We start from the raw sequence: 15,607 nt of genomic DNA, 5'->3' as shown, positions 1-15,607 counted from the left end.
CCAACTCGGCAGCAACCAGATCGAGGACCACGCAATCAGTATCGTCCATCTGTCAAGCATGTGCCGTTGCAGTACTAATCGCCTTCGGCGATGTCTTCGCCCGCTTCTTCACGGCGCGACGGTCGGCGTCCGGGAACAGCTTCGGGGCGGCGTCGACGGAGGAGAGGAGCGAGACGAGTGCGGCGGTGCGCGGGGTGGGGGTGACCCCGTCGAGGAGTGCGGCACTCAGTTCGTTCCGGACCGGGCGTTCGTGGCTTCCGTCGACCTCGGGCCACCGGGTGGTGGGGAAGATGCCGAGCACCTTGCCCTTCTCCTCGCGGACGCATCCCGCGTCGACGATGCGCGTAGCGAGTTCTTCGCGCAGGTTCTCGGTGAGCTTCTCGATCGCGGCTTCCGGTTTCAGCGGCTTGGACGTGCCGATGAGTTGGACGTGCCGATGAGTTGGACGTGCCGATGAGATCGACTGCCCGGCCGAGCAGCGGATCCTGGGGCCTCGCGCCGTCCCGGACACGACAGGGCGGACTTCGCCGCGAAGTCCGGTGTCCGTTCAGCCGCCCCGGGGAATGTTTGCCGGTTACCGTGAAGGGGGAATGTTTCCGGGTATCAGCGGACGGTTGTCGGGCACCGCAGTCAAGCACGAGGAGCGGCTATGAGCGCGATCGGACACTGTCGGGCACTCCTGGCGGTCGCCGTCATTGCCTCGTCTGCCATGTTCGGTCAGGTGGCGACGGCATCTGCGGACGTGTGGCGGGCCCTTCCCGCCGACAAGCCGGCCTCGGCGGACGGCTCCGTCCTCGACCACGTCGAGGAGATCAACGGCCGTCAGCTGAATATGTTCGTCTACTCGGCGGCGATGGATAAGGTGATCCTCCTCGAGGTCATCCGCCCCGCCGACACGAGCGTGCCCCGGCCGACCCTGTACCTGCTCAACGGTGCCGGTGGCGGCGAGGATTCGGCGACGTGGCAGGCGCGGACGGACGTGGTCAGCTTCTTCGCCGACAAGAACGTCAACGTCGTCACCCCCGTCGGCGGCGCCTACAGCTACTACACCGACTGGCAGAAACCCGATCCCGTCCTCGGCGTCAACAAATGGACCACGTTCCTCACGGAGGAGCTTCCCCCGATCGTCGACGCAACGCTCGGAACGACCGGCGACAATGCCATCGCGGGACTGTCGATGTCGGGCACGTCCGTCCTGGGCCTGGCCGAGGCGGCGCCCTCGCTGTACCGGGCGGTCGGCGCGTTCAGCGGGTGTGCCGAGACGAGTACCCAGCCGGGCCGCGACTACGTCACGTTCGTCGTGAGCGTCCGCGGCGGCGACGTCGAGAACATGTGGGGACCGTACGACGATCCGGATTGGGTGGCCAACGACCCCGTCATCAATGCCGAGAAGCTGCGCGGAATCGACTTGTACATCAGCAATGCCACCGGACTGCCCGGCGTCCACGAGAACCTCAACGGCCCGGACATCAACGGAGATGTGGGCGTGCTGGCCAATCAGGTGATCGTGGGCGGCATCATCGAGGCCGGAACGAACGAGTGCACCCACCGGTTGGCCGACCGGCTGAACTCGCTGGGAATCCCCGCGACGTACGACTTCCGGCCCACCGGCACCCACTCGTGGGGCTACTGGCAGGACGACCTGCACAACTCGTGGCCCATGATCGCCGGTTCCCTGGGCCTCTGACCGGCACACCGCACAACTCCGTCCGGACGGTGCCCCGGACACCCGACGTCGCATAGGGTGTTTCGGGTCACAGGACGACGAGAGGACGTACATCGATGAGCTCCCCGGGAACTGCGCCTTCGAGCGCGAACCATGGCCAGAGCTACGCCGAGGTCTACCGCCGGAGCGCCGACAGTCCCGAGGAGTTCTGGCTGGCCGCCGCCGGTGCCATCGAATGGGAGACGCCGCCGACGCGGGCGCTCGACGATTCCGCCGCCCCGATGTACCGGTGGTTCCCGGACGCGTCGCTGAACACCTGCTTCAACGCCCTGGACCGGCACGTGCGCGACGGCAACGGAGACCGGGCGGCGTTGATCTACGACTCGGCGATGGTCCCCGCCGCGTCCCGCACCTACACCTACGCAGAACTTCTCGACGAGGTGTCCCGGTTCGCCGGCGTCCTGAAGGAGCAGGGCGTGGTAGCCGGGGACCGGGTGATCGTCTACATGCCGATGATCCCCGAAGCGGCGATCGCGATGCTCGCCTGCGCCCGCATCGGTGCCGTGCACTCCGTGGTCTTCGGGGGCTTCGCCGCGAAAGAACTCGCGACCCGCATCGACGACGCCGGACCGGTGGTCCTGGTGACGGCGTCGGGCGGCCTCGAGCCGGGGCGCACCGTCGAATACCTCCCGATGGTGGCGAAGGCGCTGGAGTTGTCCGCCACCCCTCCGCACACGGTGATCGTCAAGGACCGGGAGCAGGTCCCCGGTTCGGCCGCCGATTACCAGGGCGGCGAGGCGGCGTGGTTCGACTGGGACGCACTGGCGGCGGATGCCGCACCCGCGGAGCCGGTTCCGGTGGCCGCGACCGACCCACTGTACATCCTGTACACGTCGGGCACCACCGGGAAGCCGAAGGGCGTGATCCGCGACAACGGCGGGCACGCCGTCGCGCTGACGTGGTCGATGCGCAACATCTACGACATCGGGCCGGGCGACGTGTGGTGGACCGCGTCCGACGTCGGCTGGGTGGTCGGCCACTCGTACATCGTCTACGGGCCGCTCCTCGCCGGTGCCACGTCCGTGCTCTACGAGGGCAAGCCGGTCGGGACCCCGGACGCGGGGGCGTTCTGGCGGGTGATCTCCGATCACGGGGTGTCTGCCCTGTTCACGGCGCCGACCGCGATCCGCGCGGTGCGCAAGGCCGATCCCGACGCGAAGGAGATCGAGAAGTACGACATCTCCTCACTGAAGACGCTGTTCGCGGCGGGCGAGCGCCTCGACCCCGACACGTACGTGTGGGCCACCCGCGTCCTCGACCGTCCCGTCGTCGACCACTGGTGGCAGACCGAGACGGGCTGGGCGATCTGTTCCAACCTGCGCGGGCTCGAACCGATGCCGCTGAAGGCCGGCTCCCCCACCGTCCCGGTCCCCGGGTACCGGGTTCGGGTCGTCGACGGGCACGGGAACCTGGTTCCGGCGGGCGCCGAGGGCAACATCGTTATCGGCCTGCCCCTGCCTCCGGGCACCCTGGCCGGGTTGTGGCGCGACCCGGAGCGGTACGTGAAGTCGTACCTCGCCACGTTCGAGGGCTACTACCTGACCGGCGACTCGGGGTACATCGACGAGGACGGGTACGTGTTCGTCCTGGGACGCAGCGACGACGTCATCAACGTTGCCGGACATCGGCTTTCGACCGGCAGTATGGAGGCCGTCGTCGCGGGACACTCCGCGGTGGCCGAGTGCGCGGTGGTCGGGATCCGCGACGAACTCAAGGGCCAGCGGCCCAGCGGCTACGTGGTGCTCAAGGCCGGCGTCGACATCGACCCCGAGACCCTCCGCACCGAACTGGTCGCGATGGTGCGCGAGCAGATCGGGGCCGTCGCCACGTTCCGCGACGTGACGGTCGTGCAGGCGCTGCCCAAGACCCGCTCCGGCAAGATCCTGCGCAAGACGATGCGGCAGATCGCCGACCACGAGGAGTACACGGTGCCCTCCACCATCGAGGACGTCGCCGTCCTCGACGCGCTGAAGAAGCAGTTGGGCGGCTGACCGTCAGACCCGGACGGCCGCGTCGAGCGCCTGATCCACCAGCGCCTCGACGCGGTCCGCTTCGAGGGGGTCGAGGTCGAACAGGATGCGGTAGATGATCGGCGCCACCACGTGGTCGATCACGTGCTCGACCGCGACGTGAACACTCGTGCCGAGCGGCTCCCCGCGTCCGACGATCGTCTCGATCTGGGTGCGGCAGAACGTCGCGCACTTGAGCGGATTGGTGTCGCCGCTCATCACGACGTCGCGCAGTGCCGCCCGCCCCACCGGCGAGGACATCTCCTCGAGGTACTCCTGCGCCCAGGCGACGAGGTCGCCTCGCACGCTGCCGGTTTCGCGCGGCGGCGCGTCGGGACGCAGTCGCTCGATCGCGACGTCCGCGAACACCTCGTTGATGTCGCCCCAACGCCGGTAGATGGTCGACGGGGTGATCCCGGCGTCGGCGGCGATCATCGGGACAGTGATGTCTGCTCGGTCGCGCTCGTCGAGGAGCTTGCGGGTGGACGCGTGCACCGCCTGCTGGATGCGGGCGCTGCGCCCTCCGGGGCGTGGACCTGGAGCCGGACTCATGACCCCATGCTAACGCAAAGATGTTGCATTAAGAATGGCTGCGGCGTAGCGTCCGTTAACGCAAACCTTTTGCTTTAACGTTCTCCGGGAGTACGCCCATGCCGACCCTTGCACCCGAAGCACCACCGGCCTCTCGACCCGCACTGCGCCGCGGCGCCGCCTTCACGCTGGTCGCGGTCGTGATCGCCACCCTGCTCGGCGCGTCCGCCGCCCCGACACCGCTGTACGAGCTGTACCAGTCGAACTGGGGTTTCTCCTCGCTGCAGTCGACGCTCGTCTTCGGCATCTACGCCCTGAGCCTGCTGCTGGCGCTGCTCACCGCGGGGTCGCTGTCGGACTATGTCGGCCGGCGGCCGGTGCTGATCACGGCGCTCGTGTTCGAGGCGGTCTCGATGATCATGTTCGCGACCGCCGGAGGTATCGGACTCCTGCTGCTCGCCCGGGTGGTGCAGGGTTTCGCGACCGGCGCCGCGATCAGCGCCCTCGGTTCCACCCTGCTCGACCTCGAGCGCACACCGGGCCGTGGCGCCACCGTCAACAGCATGGCGCCCACCGCCGGTCTCGCGCTGGGCGCCATCGGATCCAGCCTGATCAGCGAGCACCTTCCCCGGCCCACCAGCACGGTGTTCCTGGTGTTCCTCGCGCTGTTCGTGATCGAGATCCTCGGCATCTGGGCCGCACCCGAGACGGCGGTCCGGCAGAAGGGTGCGCTGGCGTCGATGTGGCCGGCGCTCGCGGTCCCGTCCACCGCGCGGAGAATGCTCGTCGCCACAGGCCCCTGCCTGATCGCCGTGTGGGCGCTCGGCGGCTTCTACCTGTCGCTCGGACCGTCACTCGCCCGCCACGCGCTCGACGTGCACACGTCGCTGATCGGCGCAATCATGGTCGCGACGCTCACCGGGACCGGCGCACTCGCGGTGTTCCTGCTGCGCAACGTCGCGGCACGGCACATCCTCGTCGTCGGAGCGTCGGCCCTCGTCGCCGGCGTCGCCGTCACCCTCGTCGGTGCCGAAACATCCTCGGCGCCCTTGATCCTCGCGGGAACCGCGGTGGCGGGCATCGGATTCGGCGCCGGCTTCCAGGGCACCATCCGCACTGTCATGCCGCTCGCCGAACCGCACGAGCGGGCGGGACTGCTGTCGAGCATCTACGTGATCGCCTACCTCGCCAACAGCGTTCCGGCACTGGTCGCCGGATATCTCGTCGGGCAGGTCGGGCTCGTCGACACCACCCGCATCTACGGCGGACTCGTCATCGTCCTCGCCGCGGCGGCCCTCGTGCGCCGTGCACCCGTGAGTACTTGTTAACCGCCCGCGGTTGACAAGTACTCACGGGGTCTTGATCTCGCCGTACCGGGCCAGGGCTTCCTGCCGTTCGTGGGCGTGGTCGACGATCGGCGGCGGATAGTCTTCGGGGCGGCCGTCTTTCAGGGTGTGGACGGCCTTTCCTGAGATGCCGCGCAGTTCGGGCACCCACCGCCGCACGTATTCGCCGTCGGGGTCGAACTTCTCGCCCTGCGTCGTCGGGTTGAACACCCGGAAGTACGGCGACGCGTCCGTCCCCGACCCCGCCGTCCACTGCCAGCCGTGCTGGTTGTTCGCCAGATCGCCGTCGACGAGCTGGTTCATGAAATAGCGGGCGCCCCGCCACCACGGCAGGTGCAGATCCTTGACGAAGAACGACGCGACGATCATCCGCACCCGGTTGTGCATCCAGCCTTCGGCTTTCAGCTGACGCATTCCGGCGTCGACGATCGGGAACCCCGTCCGGCCCTCGCACCACGCCGTGTACGCCTCCTCGGCGTCGGGCCCGCTGTCGTAGCGGATGTGGTCGAAGCGGCGGTCGTAGTTTTCTCGTGCGCTGTCGGGTCGCTGGAAGAGGATGTCGGCGTAGAAGTCCCGCCACGCGAGCTGCCGCCGGTACTGTTCGGCGCTCTTGCTGCGGCGGCGGGCGAGATCGCGGAGCATCGTCCGCGGATGAATGTTTCCGTACTTCAGGTACACCGACATCCGGCTGGTCGCGTCGAGCCCGGGACGATCCCGCGCGTCCTCGTACCCGGCGAGGTCGTCCTCGCAGAACTCCGCCCACCGTTCCAGTGCCGCCGCCTCACCCGCGGCGCACCCGTCGGATTCGGGTTCGGGGACCTGCACCCGCCGCGTCTTCACGTCGTCCGGGTCCATCCACTCCACCGTCCCCGGACCGGTGTCGATCGGAGCCCGCCACCCGTGCTCGAGCCATTGCCGGAAGTACGGGGTGAACACGCGGTACGGCTCCCCGTCCGTCTTGGTCACCCGGCCGGGCGCCACGGCGTACGGCGAACCGGTGGCCACCAGGTCGACGTGCTCGGCGACGGCGGCATCCCGCTCGCGGCCGTATGGTCCGTAGTCGGCGCTGACGTGCACCTCTTCCGCCGAAACCTTCTTCGCCACCCGCGGAACCACGTCGACGGGATCGCCCTTCACCACCAGCAACCGGCCGTCGAGACTGTCGTCGAGCGCGGCGAGACTGCGGAACAGGAAGTCCCGTCGAGCACCGCCCGACGTCTTCAGCAACCGGTCGTCGAGGACGAACAGGCCGAGCGCACGCACCCCCGACTCGGCGACCGTGTGGAGCGTCGGCAGGTCGCCGAGCCGGAGGTCGCGGCGGAACCAGACGAGTGCGGTGTCCATGTCTGCCACGGTAACGAAATGCGGGCCGCTCAGTTGGTGGAGCGAGCCGAAGACAGCACCGACAGGTACGGGGCGTCGATGTCGTAGTGCATGAACGCCGACAGCGCCGCGCGGGCGAACGTCCGCTGCACCGCCCACTGCCTGCCGGGCTTCGTCCGCGCGGTGATCCGCAGCGTCACCGATTCCGCGGTCACCGAGTTCACGCCCAGCAGTTCCGGGGGTTCGAGCACGTCCGCCGCGATCGCGTCGCCCTTGGCCGCCTCCGTGACGGCCTCCAGCGCCACCTCGCACGCCCGTTGCACGTTGGCGGCGTGCGCGATCGGCAGATCGACCACCGCGACCGCGTACCCCTGGCTCATGTTGCCGACCCGCACGATCTCACCGTTGCGGCAGTACCAGAGGGTGCCGTTGACGTCGCGGATCGTGGTGACCCGCAGACCCACCGTCTCGACCGTTCCCACGGCCTCCCCGAGGTCGACGACGTCGCCGACCCCGTACTGGTCCTCGAGGAGCATGAAGATGCCCGACAGGAAGTCCCGGACGAGATTCTGCGCACCGAAACCGAGTGCGACACCGATCACACCGGCGGACGCGATGAACGGCGCGACGTTGACGCCGACGACGGCGAGCACCTGCAGCACCACCCAGATGAGCACCACGATCGACACCGTCGACTTGAGCACCGACCCGATCGTCCGGGCGCGTTGCGCGCGACGCTCGTTGACCATCGCCTCCTTGACACCGCGCGGGGCGCGTTCCCGCAGCGGACGGAGCATGGCCGGTTTGTCCGAGGGCTCCCGGGGACGCGTCATCCGTTCGATCATCCGGTGCAACGCGAAACGCAGCACGAGCGCCAGAACGACGTAGGCCGCGATCTCGGCCGGCCGGTGAATCAGCCAGTCACGGTTGGTTTCGGTCAGTTCAAAGGCCTGCAGCGAAGGAAACATCCCCAACGAGTGTACGGACGAGACACGCTCCGACAACTGCCATCCGCACGCTCCGCCGGTCGCGTCACGGCACAATGCAGGGGTGACCGTCACAGACTCAGCCAGTGTCCTCGTGGTCGACGACGACGAGGACGTGCGGACGTCCCTCGAACGCGGCCTGCGCCTGTCCGGATTCACCGTCCTCACGGCCGTGGACGGCGCCGACGCACTGCGGGTGGTCAGTGAGCAACGCCCGGACGCGATGGTGCTCGACATGAACATGCCGGTCATCGACGGCACCGGTGTGGTGACCGCGCTGCGCGCCATGAGCAACGACATCCCGATCTGTGTGCTCAGCGCCCGTGACACCGTCGACGACCGCATCTCCGGCCTGGAGTCGGGCGCCGACGACTACCTGGTCAAGCCGTTCGTCCTCGCCGAACTGATCGCGCGGATCCGGGCGATGCTGCGCCGGCACGGAACGACCACCGCCGCGCCCGCCGACTCGCCCGCGACGCCGCCGATAAGGATCGGTGCCCTCGAGATCCGCATGTCCGCACGCCGCGTCTTCATGGCAGGCGAGGAGGTGACGCTGACCAAGCGGGAATTCGAACTGCTCGAGGTCCTCGCCCGCAACGTCGGCATCGTGCTCAGCCGGGAGCGGCTCCTCGAACTGGTGTGGGGGTACGACTTCGTCGCCGACACCAACGTGGTCGACGTCTTCGTCGGGTACCTGCGGCGCAAGTTCGAGGTCGGAGGTCAGCCGCGGATCCTGCACACGGTCCGCGGAGTGGGGTTCGTGCTGCGGGAACCGTCGTGAAACGGTCGTTCTCCCTCCGGACCCGCGTGGCCGCCGCGACGGCCCTGGGCGCGACGATCATCGTCGTCGCGCTCGGAATCCTGGTGTCGCTGGCGATCAACCGCAACAACCTGTCGCAACTCGACCGGCGGCTGGAGACGGCGTCCGACGTACTCGTTCCCAATGCGGCCACCGCCGGGCTGTTCCTCGGCGCGCTGGGCGACAAGGGTGCGTTCGCCATCACGATCCGCTCGGCCGACGGCGACACCGTGCTCGTCAGCACCCCCACCCAGCTGCCCGAACTCGACCCCGGCACGCAGACCGTCGAGGTGGGCGACACGAAGTACCGGGCGTACACCGCGACCGTTCCTCTCCTCGGCACCCGGATCTCCCTCGCCGTGCCGTACGCCGAGGCGCAGGACGTGACGTCCGAGCAGCAACGGCAGGTGGCCCTCGTGGGCGTTCTCGCGGTTGCCGCGGCCAGCGGCCTCGGGTGGCTGTTCGGTGGTCGCGCGGTGCGGCCCCTGGTCGACCTGACCGGCCGCATCGTGCGCCGCGAACCGAAGCTGACACCCACATCCTCGGGAGTCCGGGAGGCCGACGAATTGGCCTCCGCCGCGGAGTCGATGCTGCGCGACGTCGCCGAGGCGCAGGACGCGACCACCGCCGCCCTCGCCACCGCCCGCGACTTCGCCGCCGTGTCCGCGCACGAACTCCGCACGCCGCTCACGGCGATGCGCACCGACCTCGAGGTCCTCACCACCCACGACCTGACACAGCCGCAGCAGAACGAGATCCTGCGCGACCTCACCCGGGCGCAGGGGCGGGTGGAGTCGACGCTGTCCGACCTCGAGCGTCTCGCCCGCGGCGAACTGTCCACCGACAAGGACTTCGTGGACTGCGATCTCGTCGACATCAGCGACCTCGCCGCGGAGGAGGCGATGCGTCACAATCCGGGCCTGCAGGTGACCGTCGACGCGGCCCCGGTGACGGTCCGCGGCATGCCCGGCGGGCTGCGCCTCACCCTGGACAACGCCATCAAGAACGCGGTCCGGCACGGCGGCGCCACCGCGGTGACGATCACGCTGAGAGCGGCCGACGGCATCACCACCGTCGTCGTCGACGACAACGGTTCCGGGGTACCCGAGGCCGAGCGGGCAGTGGTGTTCGAACGGTTCCACCGCGGTTCGAACGCGACGAAGAGCGGGTCGGGCCTCGGCCTCGCGCTCGTCGCCCAGCAGGCGGCAATACACAACGGCACCGCACGTTTCGAGGTCAGCCCGCTCGGCGGCGCACGGCTCGTCGTGGAACTGCACACCGACACGACCCGGAAAGCGGAAAGCCCCGCCTCACCCTGAGGTGATGCGGGGCCTTCGGACCGTGGAGACTATTCCTTCACGTCCAGCAGGTCGATCATGAACACCAGCGTCTTGCCGGACAGCTGATGTCCGGCGCCGGCGGGACCGTAGGCGAGCTCCGGCGGGATGGTGAGCTGACGACGTCCGCCCACCTTCATGCCGGGGATGCCGTCCTGCCAGCCCTTGATGAGGCCGCGTAGCGGGAACTGGATGGACTCGCCGCGGCTCCAGGAGGAGTCGAACTCCTCGCCGGACTCGAACTCGACGCCGACGTAGTGCACCTCGACGGTGCCACCGGGGACGGCTTCGGCGCCGTCTCCGACCACCACGTCCTTGACGACCAGGTCGGTCGGGGCGGGTCCCTCTTGGAACTCGATCTCGGGCTTGGTCATGTGTCCTCCTCGATGAGGGCTCTATGGTTCGGCACAGGTGTTCGCGATCAGCGACCTGTGACGTCCTTGTAGTCACGCTCGGTGTAACCGGTGTAGATCTGGCGCGGACGGCCGATCTTCGTAGCGGGATCTTCGTGCATCTCGCGCCAGTGTGCAATCCACCCGGGCAAGCGGCCCATGGCGAACAGAACGGTGAACATGCGCGTGGGGAAGCCCATCGCGCGGTAGATCAGACCCGTGTAGAAGTCGACGTTCGGGTACAGCTTGCGCTCGACGAAGTAGTCGTCGGTCAGCGCCGCCTCTTCGAGGGCCATCGCGATGTCGAGCAGTTCGTCGTCGCCGCCGAGCTTGTCGAGGATGGTGTGCGCCGTCTGCTTGACGATCGCCGCGCGCGGGTCGTAATTGCGGTAGACGCGGTGCCCGAAGCCCATGAGCTTCACGCCGTCTTCCTTGTTCTTGACCTTGCGGACGAAGTCGCCTGCGTTGCTGCCGCTGGCCTTGATCTCGTCGAGCATCTCCAGCACGGCCTGGTTGGCGCCGCCGTGCAGCGGACCCCAGAGTGCGTTGATGCCACCGGAAATCGAGGTGAACAGGTTGGCGTCGGAGGAGCCGACCAGGCGGACCGTCGACGTCGAGCAGTTCTGCTCGTGGTCGGCGTGCAGGATCAGCAGCATGTCGAGTGCCTTGGCGATCTCGGGATCGATCTCGTAGGGCTCCGCGGGGAAGCCGAACGTCATCCGGAGGAAGTTCTCGACGAGGTTCAGGGAGTTGTCCGGGTACAGGAACGGCTGTCCGACGGACTTCTTGTACGCGTAGGCCGCGATGGTCGGCAGCTTCGCGAGAAGACGGATGGTCGACAGTTCGACCTGTTCCGGGTCGGCCGGGTCCAGGGAGTCCTGGTAGTACGCGGACAGCGCGTTGACGGCGCTGGACAGGACCGGCATCGGGTGTGCGTTCCGGGGGAACCCGTCGAAGAACCTCTTGAGGTCCTCGTGCAGCAGGGTGTGGCGCCGGATCCGGTCGGTGAACGACTCCAGCTGCGCCGTGGTGGGCAGCTCACCGTAGATCAGCAGGTAGCTGACCTCGATGAAAGTCGACTTGCCGGCCAGCTGTTCGATCGGGTACCCGCGGTAACGGAGAATCCCGGCCTCACCGTCGATGTAGGTGATCGCGGAGCTGGTGGAGGCGGTATTGACGAAACCCGGGTCCAGGGTGGTGTACCCGGTGCTGGCGAGCAGCTTGCCCAGTTCGATACCGTCATTGCCCTCGGTTGCCCTGGCAATGGACATCGTGTGCTCACCACCAGGGTAGGTAAGCGTGGGCTTTGTGTCATTGTCAGGCACGAAGCATCCCTCTCAAGCTCAAACCAATGAGTAACAACTTCATTCAGGTAGAAACTAGTCCCACTCTGGCCTGCCTGCCGAAGGCGGGTCCGCTCAGAGGCTTTGACGCGGCTTCCCCGCGGGATGCGCGGCGACCTCGGGGAAGGGTCGCCGGACGGGTCGGGCGAGTGTCCGATTTGCCCGCACGGCGCGGGTGCGGGATCCGTGAGGACCAGTTGCCCGGAACTGGACTGGCCTCGTTACCTGCACCGATGCCGGGGACGGCGGAGAACGCACGCCGTGTCACCCGATGCGGTGAGGGGAGTACAGAGAATGGCACAAAGGCCGTCGGCCGCGACGGAAGAATCCCCGCCGGACGTATCGACCGGACCGCGACCGGTGTTACAGCGTCTCACCAAGTGGGCACCCGGTAGTCGAAATTCGAACCGCTACGACCCCAGCGCGGACATGCCCCACACACCGGTCCACTGCTGTCCCGGAGCGAGCACCAACTGATCGATTCCGGAGTTGAACGCATCCGGGGGGCACGTCATCGGTTCCAGGGCCAGCGCCCGGCCGCGGCCCGGGTACGACTTGCCCGCGTCGGGATCCGCGACGAACGCCTGCAGCCAGCCGAATTCCCGGGCCGCCCACAGGACCGTTCCGGTGCCGTCCGGTGCGCGCAGTTCGTGCCGCGACCTGCCGTCCACGTCGACGTCCAGTGCACTGAACGGGGTGTCGAGGGCCACACCCGCCAGGGTGCGGGCGCTGGTGAAGTCGTATTCGGTGCCCGCCACGGCCTGCGAACCCCCGCTGGGCAGCATGCGCTCGTCGAGCGGCAGCCGGGTGCCTGCGGACAGTCGCAGCGTGCACTCGTCGAGGGGAAAGTCGCCGGCGCGGACATAGGAGTGGAAACCCATCCCGAACGGCGCCGGGATGGCCCCGGTGTTGGTGGCGGTGTGCGTCACGGTGAGGCCGTCGTCGCCGAGTGCGTAGTCGACGGTGAGCCGCAACGGGTACGGCCACCCCTTGTGGAGGCCGACGTCGATCGACAACTCGATGCGGTCGTCGGTGTGATTTACGACACGCCAGTCCCGGCGACGGACGAATCCGTGGCTCGCGTTGCCGAACCCCGGCTCCGTGATCTCGAGCTGGTGGTCGATGCCGTCGAAGACGAACCGGCCGTCGCGGATCCGGTTGGGCCACGGCGCGAGGATCAGCCCGGCCGACAGCGGGGGCCGGGTGCCGAGGTCCCACGTCTCGGTGAGCGCCGTCGGCCCGTCCGGACCGTCCCGTTCGAGTAGCCGGAGTCCGGCGCCGGTGGCCGCGATACCGGCCCGGTAGCCGCCGCCCCGGATCTCGAATCCAGCCGTGGCAGGCCTGTCCGTCTTCGACGACTGCGATTCACCCATGCATTTCAGTGTGCACGAGATCCGCACGAGATATGTGATGGCGCACAGGAACCTAGCGCGTGACCTTGTATCGCATCAGCGCCGGGAACGCGAGCGCGGCGATCACCACGCCGATGACGACGAGGACGCCGCCACCCGCTGCGGCGACGCTCGTTCCGACCGCCGCGGCTGCTGCGCCGTGCAGGACGTCGCCGATCCGCGGACCCCCGGCGACGACGACGATGAAGACGCCCTGGAGTCGTCCGCGCATCTCGTCCGTGGCGACCTGCTGGAGCATGGTGCTGCGGAACGCGGCGGAGACCATGTCGACGGCGCCGCCGAACGCGAGGAACGCCAGAGCGATCCACAACAGCGCGGGACTGCCGTCCGGCGAGGCGAGTCCCACGACGACGCCGAAGCCGACCATCGCCAGACCCCACAGGGCGATGCACACGATCACGGCGCGGCCCTGACGCCGGACCCTCGGCAGCCAGCCGGAGAACACGCCGCCGGCCACCGCGCCGACGGACATCGCCGCGAACAGCAGGCCGAGCGCCACACCGCCGGAGGCCGGGTCGCCGAACGTGTCGTGCGCGATCTGCGGGAACAGCGCCCGCGGCATGCCGAACACCATCGCGATGATGTCGACGACGAACGACGCGAGCAGCACCTTCTGGGTGGCGAGGTAGGCGAACCCGTCGAACACCTCGCGCAGCCCGGCGCGCCGGGACTCCCCCGTCGGCGGGATGGCCGGCAGCCGGAGGACCGCCCACAGGGTGGCCAGGAGGGCGATCGAATCGACGAGATACAGCGTGGACAGCCCGACCACCGGGATCATGACCCCGGCGAGCAGCGGTCCGGCGATGGCGCCGAACTGCATGACCGTCATGTTGAGCGAGTTGGCCGCGGGCAGTTGTTCCGCCGGGATGAGCCGCGGGATGATCGCGCTGCGGGTCGGCTGGTTGACCGCGAAGAATGCCTGCTGCAGGCCCAGCAGCACGAGCACCAGCCACACGTTGTTCAGGCCGAGCGCCGCCTGCACCCAGAACAGCACCGCGGTGAGACCGAGTCCGACGGTGGTGATGGTGAGCAGTTTCCGCCGGTCCATGACGTCGGCGAGGGCGCCGCCCCACAGTCCGAACACGATCAGCGGTACCAGCGCGAAGACACCGGTCAGGCCCACGTACGCCGAGTTGCGGGTGATCTCGTACACCTGCTGCGGCACGGCGACGACGCTGAGCTGCCCGCCGATCACCGTCACGATCCCGGCCGCCCAGAGGCGCCGGTAGTCCCGGTTCTGCAGCGGCGCCGTGTCGGCGAGCAGCCGCCGCTTCCTCTTCTCGGTGACGGTGTCGGTCATTCTTCCCTTAGCTCGTTTCCCATGCTCACTATTCCCGGACGGTCACGGCTGCAGCCGCTCCACCGTCCACGCGCCGTCGGCCCGCGACGTCCGGATGCGGTTGTGCATCCGATTGGCGCGGCCCTGCCAGAACTCCACCACCGCGGGGCGGATCAGGATTCCGCCCCAGTCCGGCCGCACCGGGATGTCGACGTCGACGGGGAAACGCTCGCCCGCATGCAGCAATGCCGCGTCCAGTTCGGCCCGCGACGCGATCGGCCGCGACTGTTCGGACGCCCACGCGCCCAGACGGGATCCGCGGGGCCTGCTGTGCCAGTACTCGTCCGTGACCTCGGCACTCACCCGCTCGACCGGACCGCGGACGGTGATCTGCCGGGCGACGGGCACCCACGTGAACGTCACCGATGCGTAGGGCACCGCGTCGAGGTGGCGGCCCTTGTCCGATTCGTAGTTGGTGAAGAACAGCACGCCGTCGGCACTCAGTCCCTTGCACAGGACGGTGCGGGTGCACGGGTGACCGTGCTCGTCGACGGTGCCGAGTGTCATCGCGTTGGGTTCGGGAACCCCGGCCTCCACGGCGTCCTCGAGCCACCGGCGCATCAGGGGAAGCCAGCCGTCGCTCAGCTGGTCGGCGTCCAGATCGGCGTCGTCGTACCGTCCGTCGGCGCCCTGCTGCCCGTAGCCGACGCGCATCGCCGCGAGGTCCTTGTTCACCGGTTTCGGCTGTTCTGCATCTGGAGACACAGCCGAGAACGCTACTCCCGGGTATGCACTGATCTGCTCTCCGGTGACACCGGCTAAAGTTTTGGGGACCGAACCCGTCCCCTCGGATTGCAGCCGCGATCGTGCGATGCCCGGGGACGGCAAGTCGATTGCGCGGACGAGGGCGCCTGCCCATCCCGCATGCACGCCCAGCGCAATTGTCGAACGCCGAGACAGTGCCGCTCTGACCGGGGGCACTCGAACGAGGAGAGTCCACGAGCTATGTCAGCTAGCGCGGCAATACCGGACGATTTCGTCAGCGGGCTGGAAGGCGTGGTCGCGTTCACCAGCGACATCGCCGAACCCGACAAGGACGGCGGCGCCCTGCGCTACCGCGGCGT

At 68.4% G+C, this 15,607-nt stretch carries 14 protein-coding genes and 1 pseudogene; 6 read left to right on the top strand and 9 right to left on the bottom strand.

Translation table 11 applies throughout. The features are described from left to right. Positions 1 to 52: 52 nt before the first annotated feature. Positions 53 to 511, bottom strand: coding sequence for a GOLPH3/VPS74 family protein (locus MLGJGCBP_RS07510; protein WP_236580964.1), 459 nt, complete (start codon positions 509 to 511; stop codon positions 53 to 55). Positions 512 to 649: 138 nt separating this feature from the next. Here MLGJGCBP_RS07510 and MLGJGCBP_RS07505 point away from each other — a divergent pair, with 138 nt between their 5' ends. Both MLGJGCBP_RS07505 and MLGJGCBP_RS07500 read left to right on the top strand, forming a co-directional pair. Continuing rightward, positions 650 to 1,687 carry an alpha/beta hydrolase gene (locus MLGJGCBP_RS07505; RefSeq protein ID WP_087556899.1) on the top strand — a complete coding sequence of 346 codons (1,038 nt, stop codon included), beginning with the start codon at positions 650 to 652 and terminating at the stop codon, positions 1,685 to 1,687. A gap of 95 nt (positions 1,688 to 1,782) precedes the next feature. Beyond that, complete coding sequence (locus tag MLGJGCBP_RS07500) at positions 1,783 to 3,717, top strand: propionyl-CoA synthetase (RefSeq protein ID WP_160094638.1); 1,935 nt, start codon at positions 1,783 to 1,785, stop codon at positions 3,715 to 3,717. A 3-nt stretch (positions 3,718 to 3,720) separates the two neighbouring features. On the opposite strand, the gene MLGJGCBP_RS07495 is transcribed toward MLGJGCBP_RS07500, so the two are convergent. Then, complete coding sequence (locus MLGJGCBP_RS07495; RefSeq protein ID WP_087556901.1) at positions 3,721 to 4,287, bottom strand: TetR/AcrR family transcriptional regulator; 567 nt, start codon at positions 4,285 to 4,287, stop codon at positions 3,721 to 3,723. A gap of 98 nt (positions 4,288 to 4,385) precedes the next feature. On the opposite strand from MLGJGCBP_RS07495, the gene MLGJGCBP_RS07490 reads away from it, so the two are divergent. Next, on the top strand, positions 4,386 to 5,594 hold the full coding sequence (locus tag MLGJGCBP_RS07490; RefSeq protein ID WP_160094637.1) for an MFS transporter: 1,209 nt from the start codon (positions 4,386 to 4,388) through the stop codon (positions 5,592 to 5,594). A gap of 21 nt (positions 5,595 to 5,615) precedes the next feature. On the opposite strand, the gene MLGJGCBP_RS07485 is transcribed toward MLGJGCBP_RS07490, so the two are convergent. Next, entirely contained in the window at positions 5,616 to 6,956 is a 1,341-nt protein-coding gene (locus tag MLGJGCBP_RS07485) for a cryptochrome/photolyase family protein (protein ID WP_160094636.1), read from the bottom strand. A gap of 29 nt (positions 6,957 to 6,985) precedes the next feature. Next, a complete protein-coding gene (locus MLGJGCBP_RS07480; RefSeq protein WP_087556904.1) occupies positions 6,986 to 7,903 on the bottom strand; it encodes a mechanosensitive ion channel family protein in 918 nt (305 codons plus the stop codon). Between the two features lie 82 nt (positions 7,904 to 7,985). Between MLGJGCBP_RS07480 and MLGJGCBP_RS07475 the strand changes: the two genes are divergently transcribed. Next, positions 7,986 to 8,702 carry a response regulator transcription factor gene (locus MLGJGCBP_RS07475; protein ID WP_087556905.1) on the top strand — a complete coding sequence of 239 codons (717 nt, stop codon included), beginning with the start codon at positions 7,986 to 7,988 and terminating at the stop codon, positions 8,700 to 8,702. Then, positions 8,699 to 10,039, top strand: coding sequence for a sensor histidine kinase (locus MLGJGCBP_RS07470; RefSeq protein WP_087556906.1), 1,341 nt, complete (start codon positions 8,699 to 8,701; stop codon positions 10,037 to 10,039). Before MLGJGCBP_RS07475 ends, MLGJGCBP_RS07470 begins: the two co-directional genes overlap by 4 nt. Before the next feature lie 29 nt (positions 10,040 to 10,068). Here the strand turns inward: MLGJGCBP_RS07470 and MLGJGCBP_RS07465 are convergent, their stop codons facing one another. From MLGJGCBP_RS07465 to pdxH, 5 genes are all read right to left on the bottom strand, one after another. Continuing rightward, positions 10,069 to 10,431 (bottom strand): FKBP-type peptidyl-prolyl cis-trans isomerase, encoded by a 363-nt coding sequence (locus MLGJGCBP_RS07465; protein ID WP_015888813.1) that lies wholly within the window; start codon positions 10,429 to 10,431, stop codon positions 10,069 to 10,071. A gap of 47 nt (positions 10,432 to 10,478) precedes the next feature. After that, complete coding sequence (locus MLGJGCBP_RS07460) at positions 10,479 to 11,774, bottom strand: citrate synthase (protein WP_087556907.1); 1,296 nt, start codon at positions 11,772 to 11,774, stop codon at positions 10,479 to 10,481. 428 nt (positions 11,775 to 12,202) lie between these two features. Next, complete coding sequence (locus tag MLGJGCBP_RS07455) at positions 12,203 to 13,165, bottom strand: aldose 1-epimerase family protein (RefSeq protein WP_087556908.1); 963 nt, start codon at positions 13,163 to 13,165, stop codon at positions 12,203 to 12,205. Positions 13,166 to 13,217: 52 nt separating this feature from the next. Further along, complete coding sequence (locus tag MLGJGCBP_RS07450) at positions 13,218 to 14,504, bottom strand: MFS transporter (RefSeq protein WP_124394965.1); 1,287 nt, start codon at positions 14,502 to 14,504, stop codon at positions 13,218 to 13,220. 42 nt (positions 14,505 to 14,546) lie between these two features. Next, on the bottom strand, positions 14,547 to 15,218 hold the full coding sequence (gene pdxH / locus MLGJGCBP_RS07445) for a pyridoxamine 5'-phosphate oxidase (RefSeq protein ID WP_087556910.1): 672 nt from the start codon (positions 15,216 to 15,218) through the stop codon (positions 14,547 to 14,549). Positions 15,219 to 15,488: 270 nt separating this feature from the next. Between pdxH and MLGJGCBP_RS07440 the strand changes: the two are divergent. Continuing rightward, positions 15,489 to 15,607, top strand: a pseudogene (locus MLGJGCBP_RS07440) (citrate synthase); the annotation flags it as partial.

This window comes from Rhodococcus sp. T7, assembly GCF_009872365.1.
Classification (GTDB): domain Bacteria; phylum Actinomycetota; class Actinomycetes; order Mycobacteriales; family Mycobacteriaceae; genus Rhodococcus_F.
This window is presented reverse-complemented; position numbering and strand designations above follow the sequence as displayed.

Coding starts and splice junctions, on each gene's coding strand:
- MLGJGCBP_RS07490 (WP_160094637.1), top strand. CDS start 4,386: ATGCCGACCCTTGCACCCGAAGCACCACCGGCCTCTCGACCCGCACTG.
- MLGJGCBP_RS07480 (WP_087556904.1), bottom strand. CDS start 7,903: ATGTTTCCTTCGCTGCAGGCCTTTGAACTGACCGAAACCAACCGTGAC.
- MLGJGCBP_RS07485 (WP_160094636.1), bottom strand. CDS start 6,956: ATGGACACCGCACTCGTCTGGTTCCGCCGCGACCTCCGGCTCGGCGAC.
- MLGJGCBP_RS07455 (WP_087556908.1), bottom strand. CDS start 13,165: ATGGGTGAATCGCAGTCGTCGAAGACGGACAGGCCTGCCACGGCTGGA.
- MLGJGCBP_RS07505 (WP_087556899.1), top strand. CDS start 650: ATGAGCGCGATCGGACACTGTCGGGCACTCCTGGCGGTCGCCGTCATT.
- MLGJGCBP_RS07450 (WP_124394965.1), bottom strand. CDS start 14,504: ATGACCGACACCGTCACCGAGAAGAGGAAGCGGCGGCTGCTCGCCGAC.
- MLGJGCBP_RS07465 (WP_015888813.1), bottom strand. CDS start 10,431: ATGACCAAGCCCGAGATCGAGTTCCAAGAGGGACCCGCCCCGACCGAC.
- MLGJGCBP_RS07495 (WP_087556901.1), bottom strand. CDS start 4,287: ATGAGTCCGGCTCCAGGTCCACGCCCCGGAGGGCGCAGCGCCCGCATC.
- MLGJGCBP_RS07500 (WP_160094638.1), top strand. CDS start 1,783: ATGAGCTCCCCGGGAACTGCGCCTTCGAGCGCGAACCATGGCCAGAGC.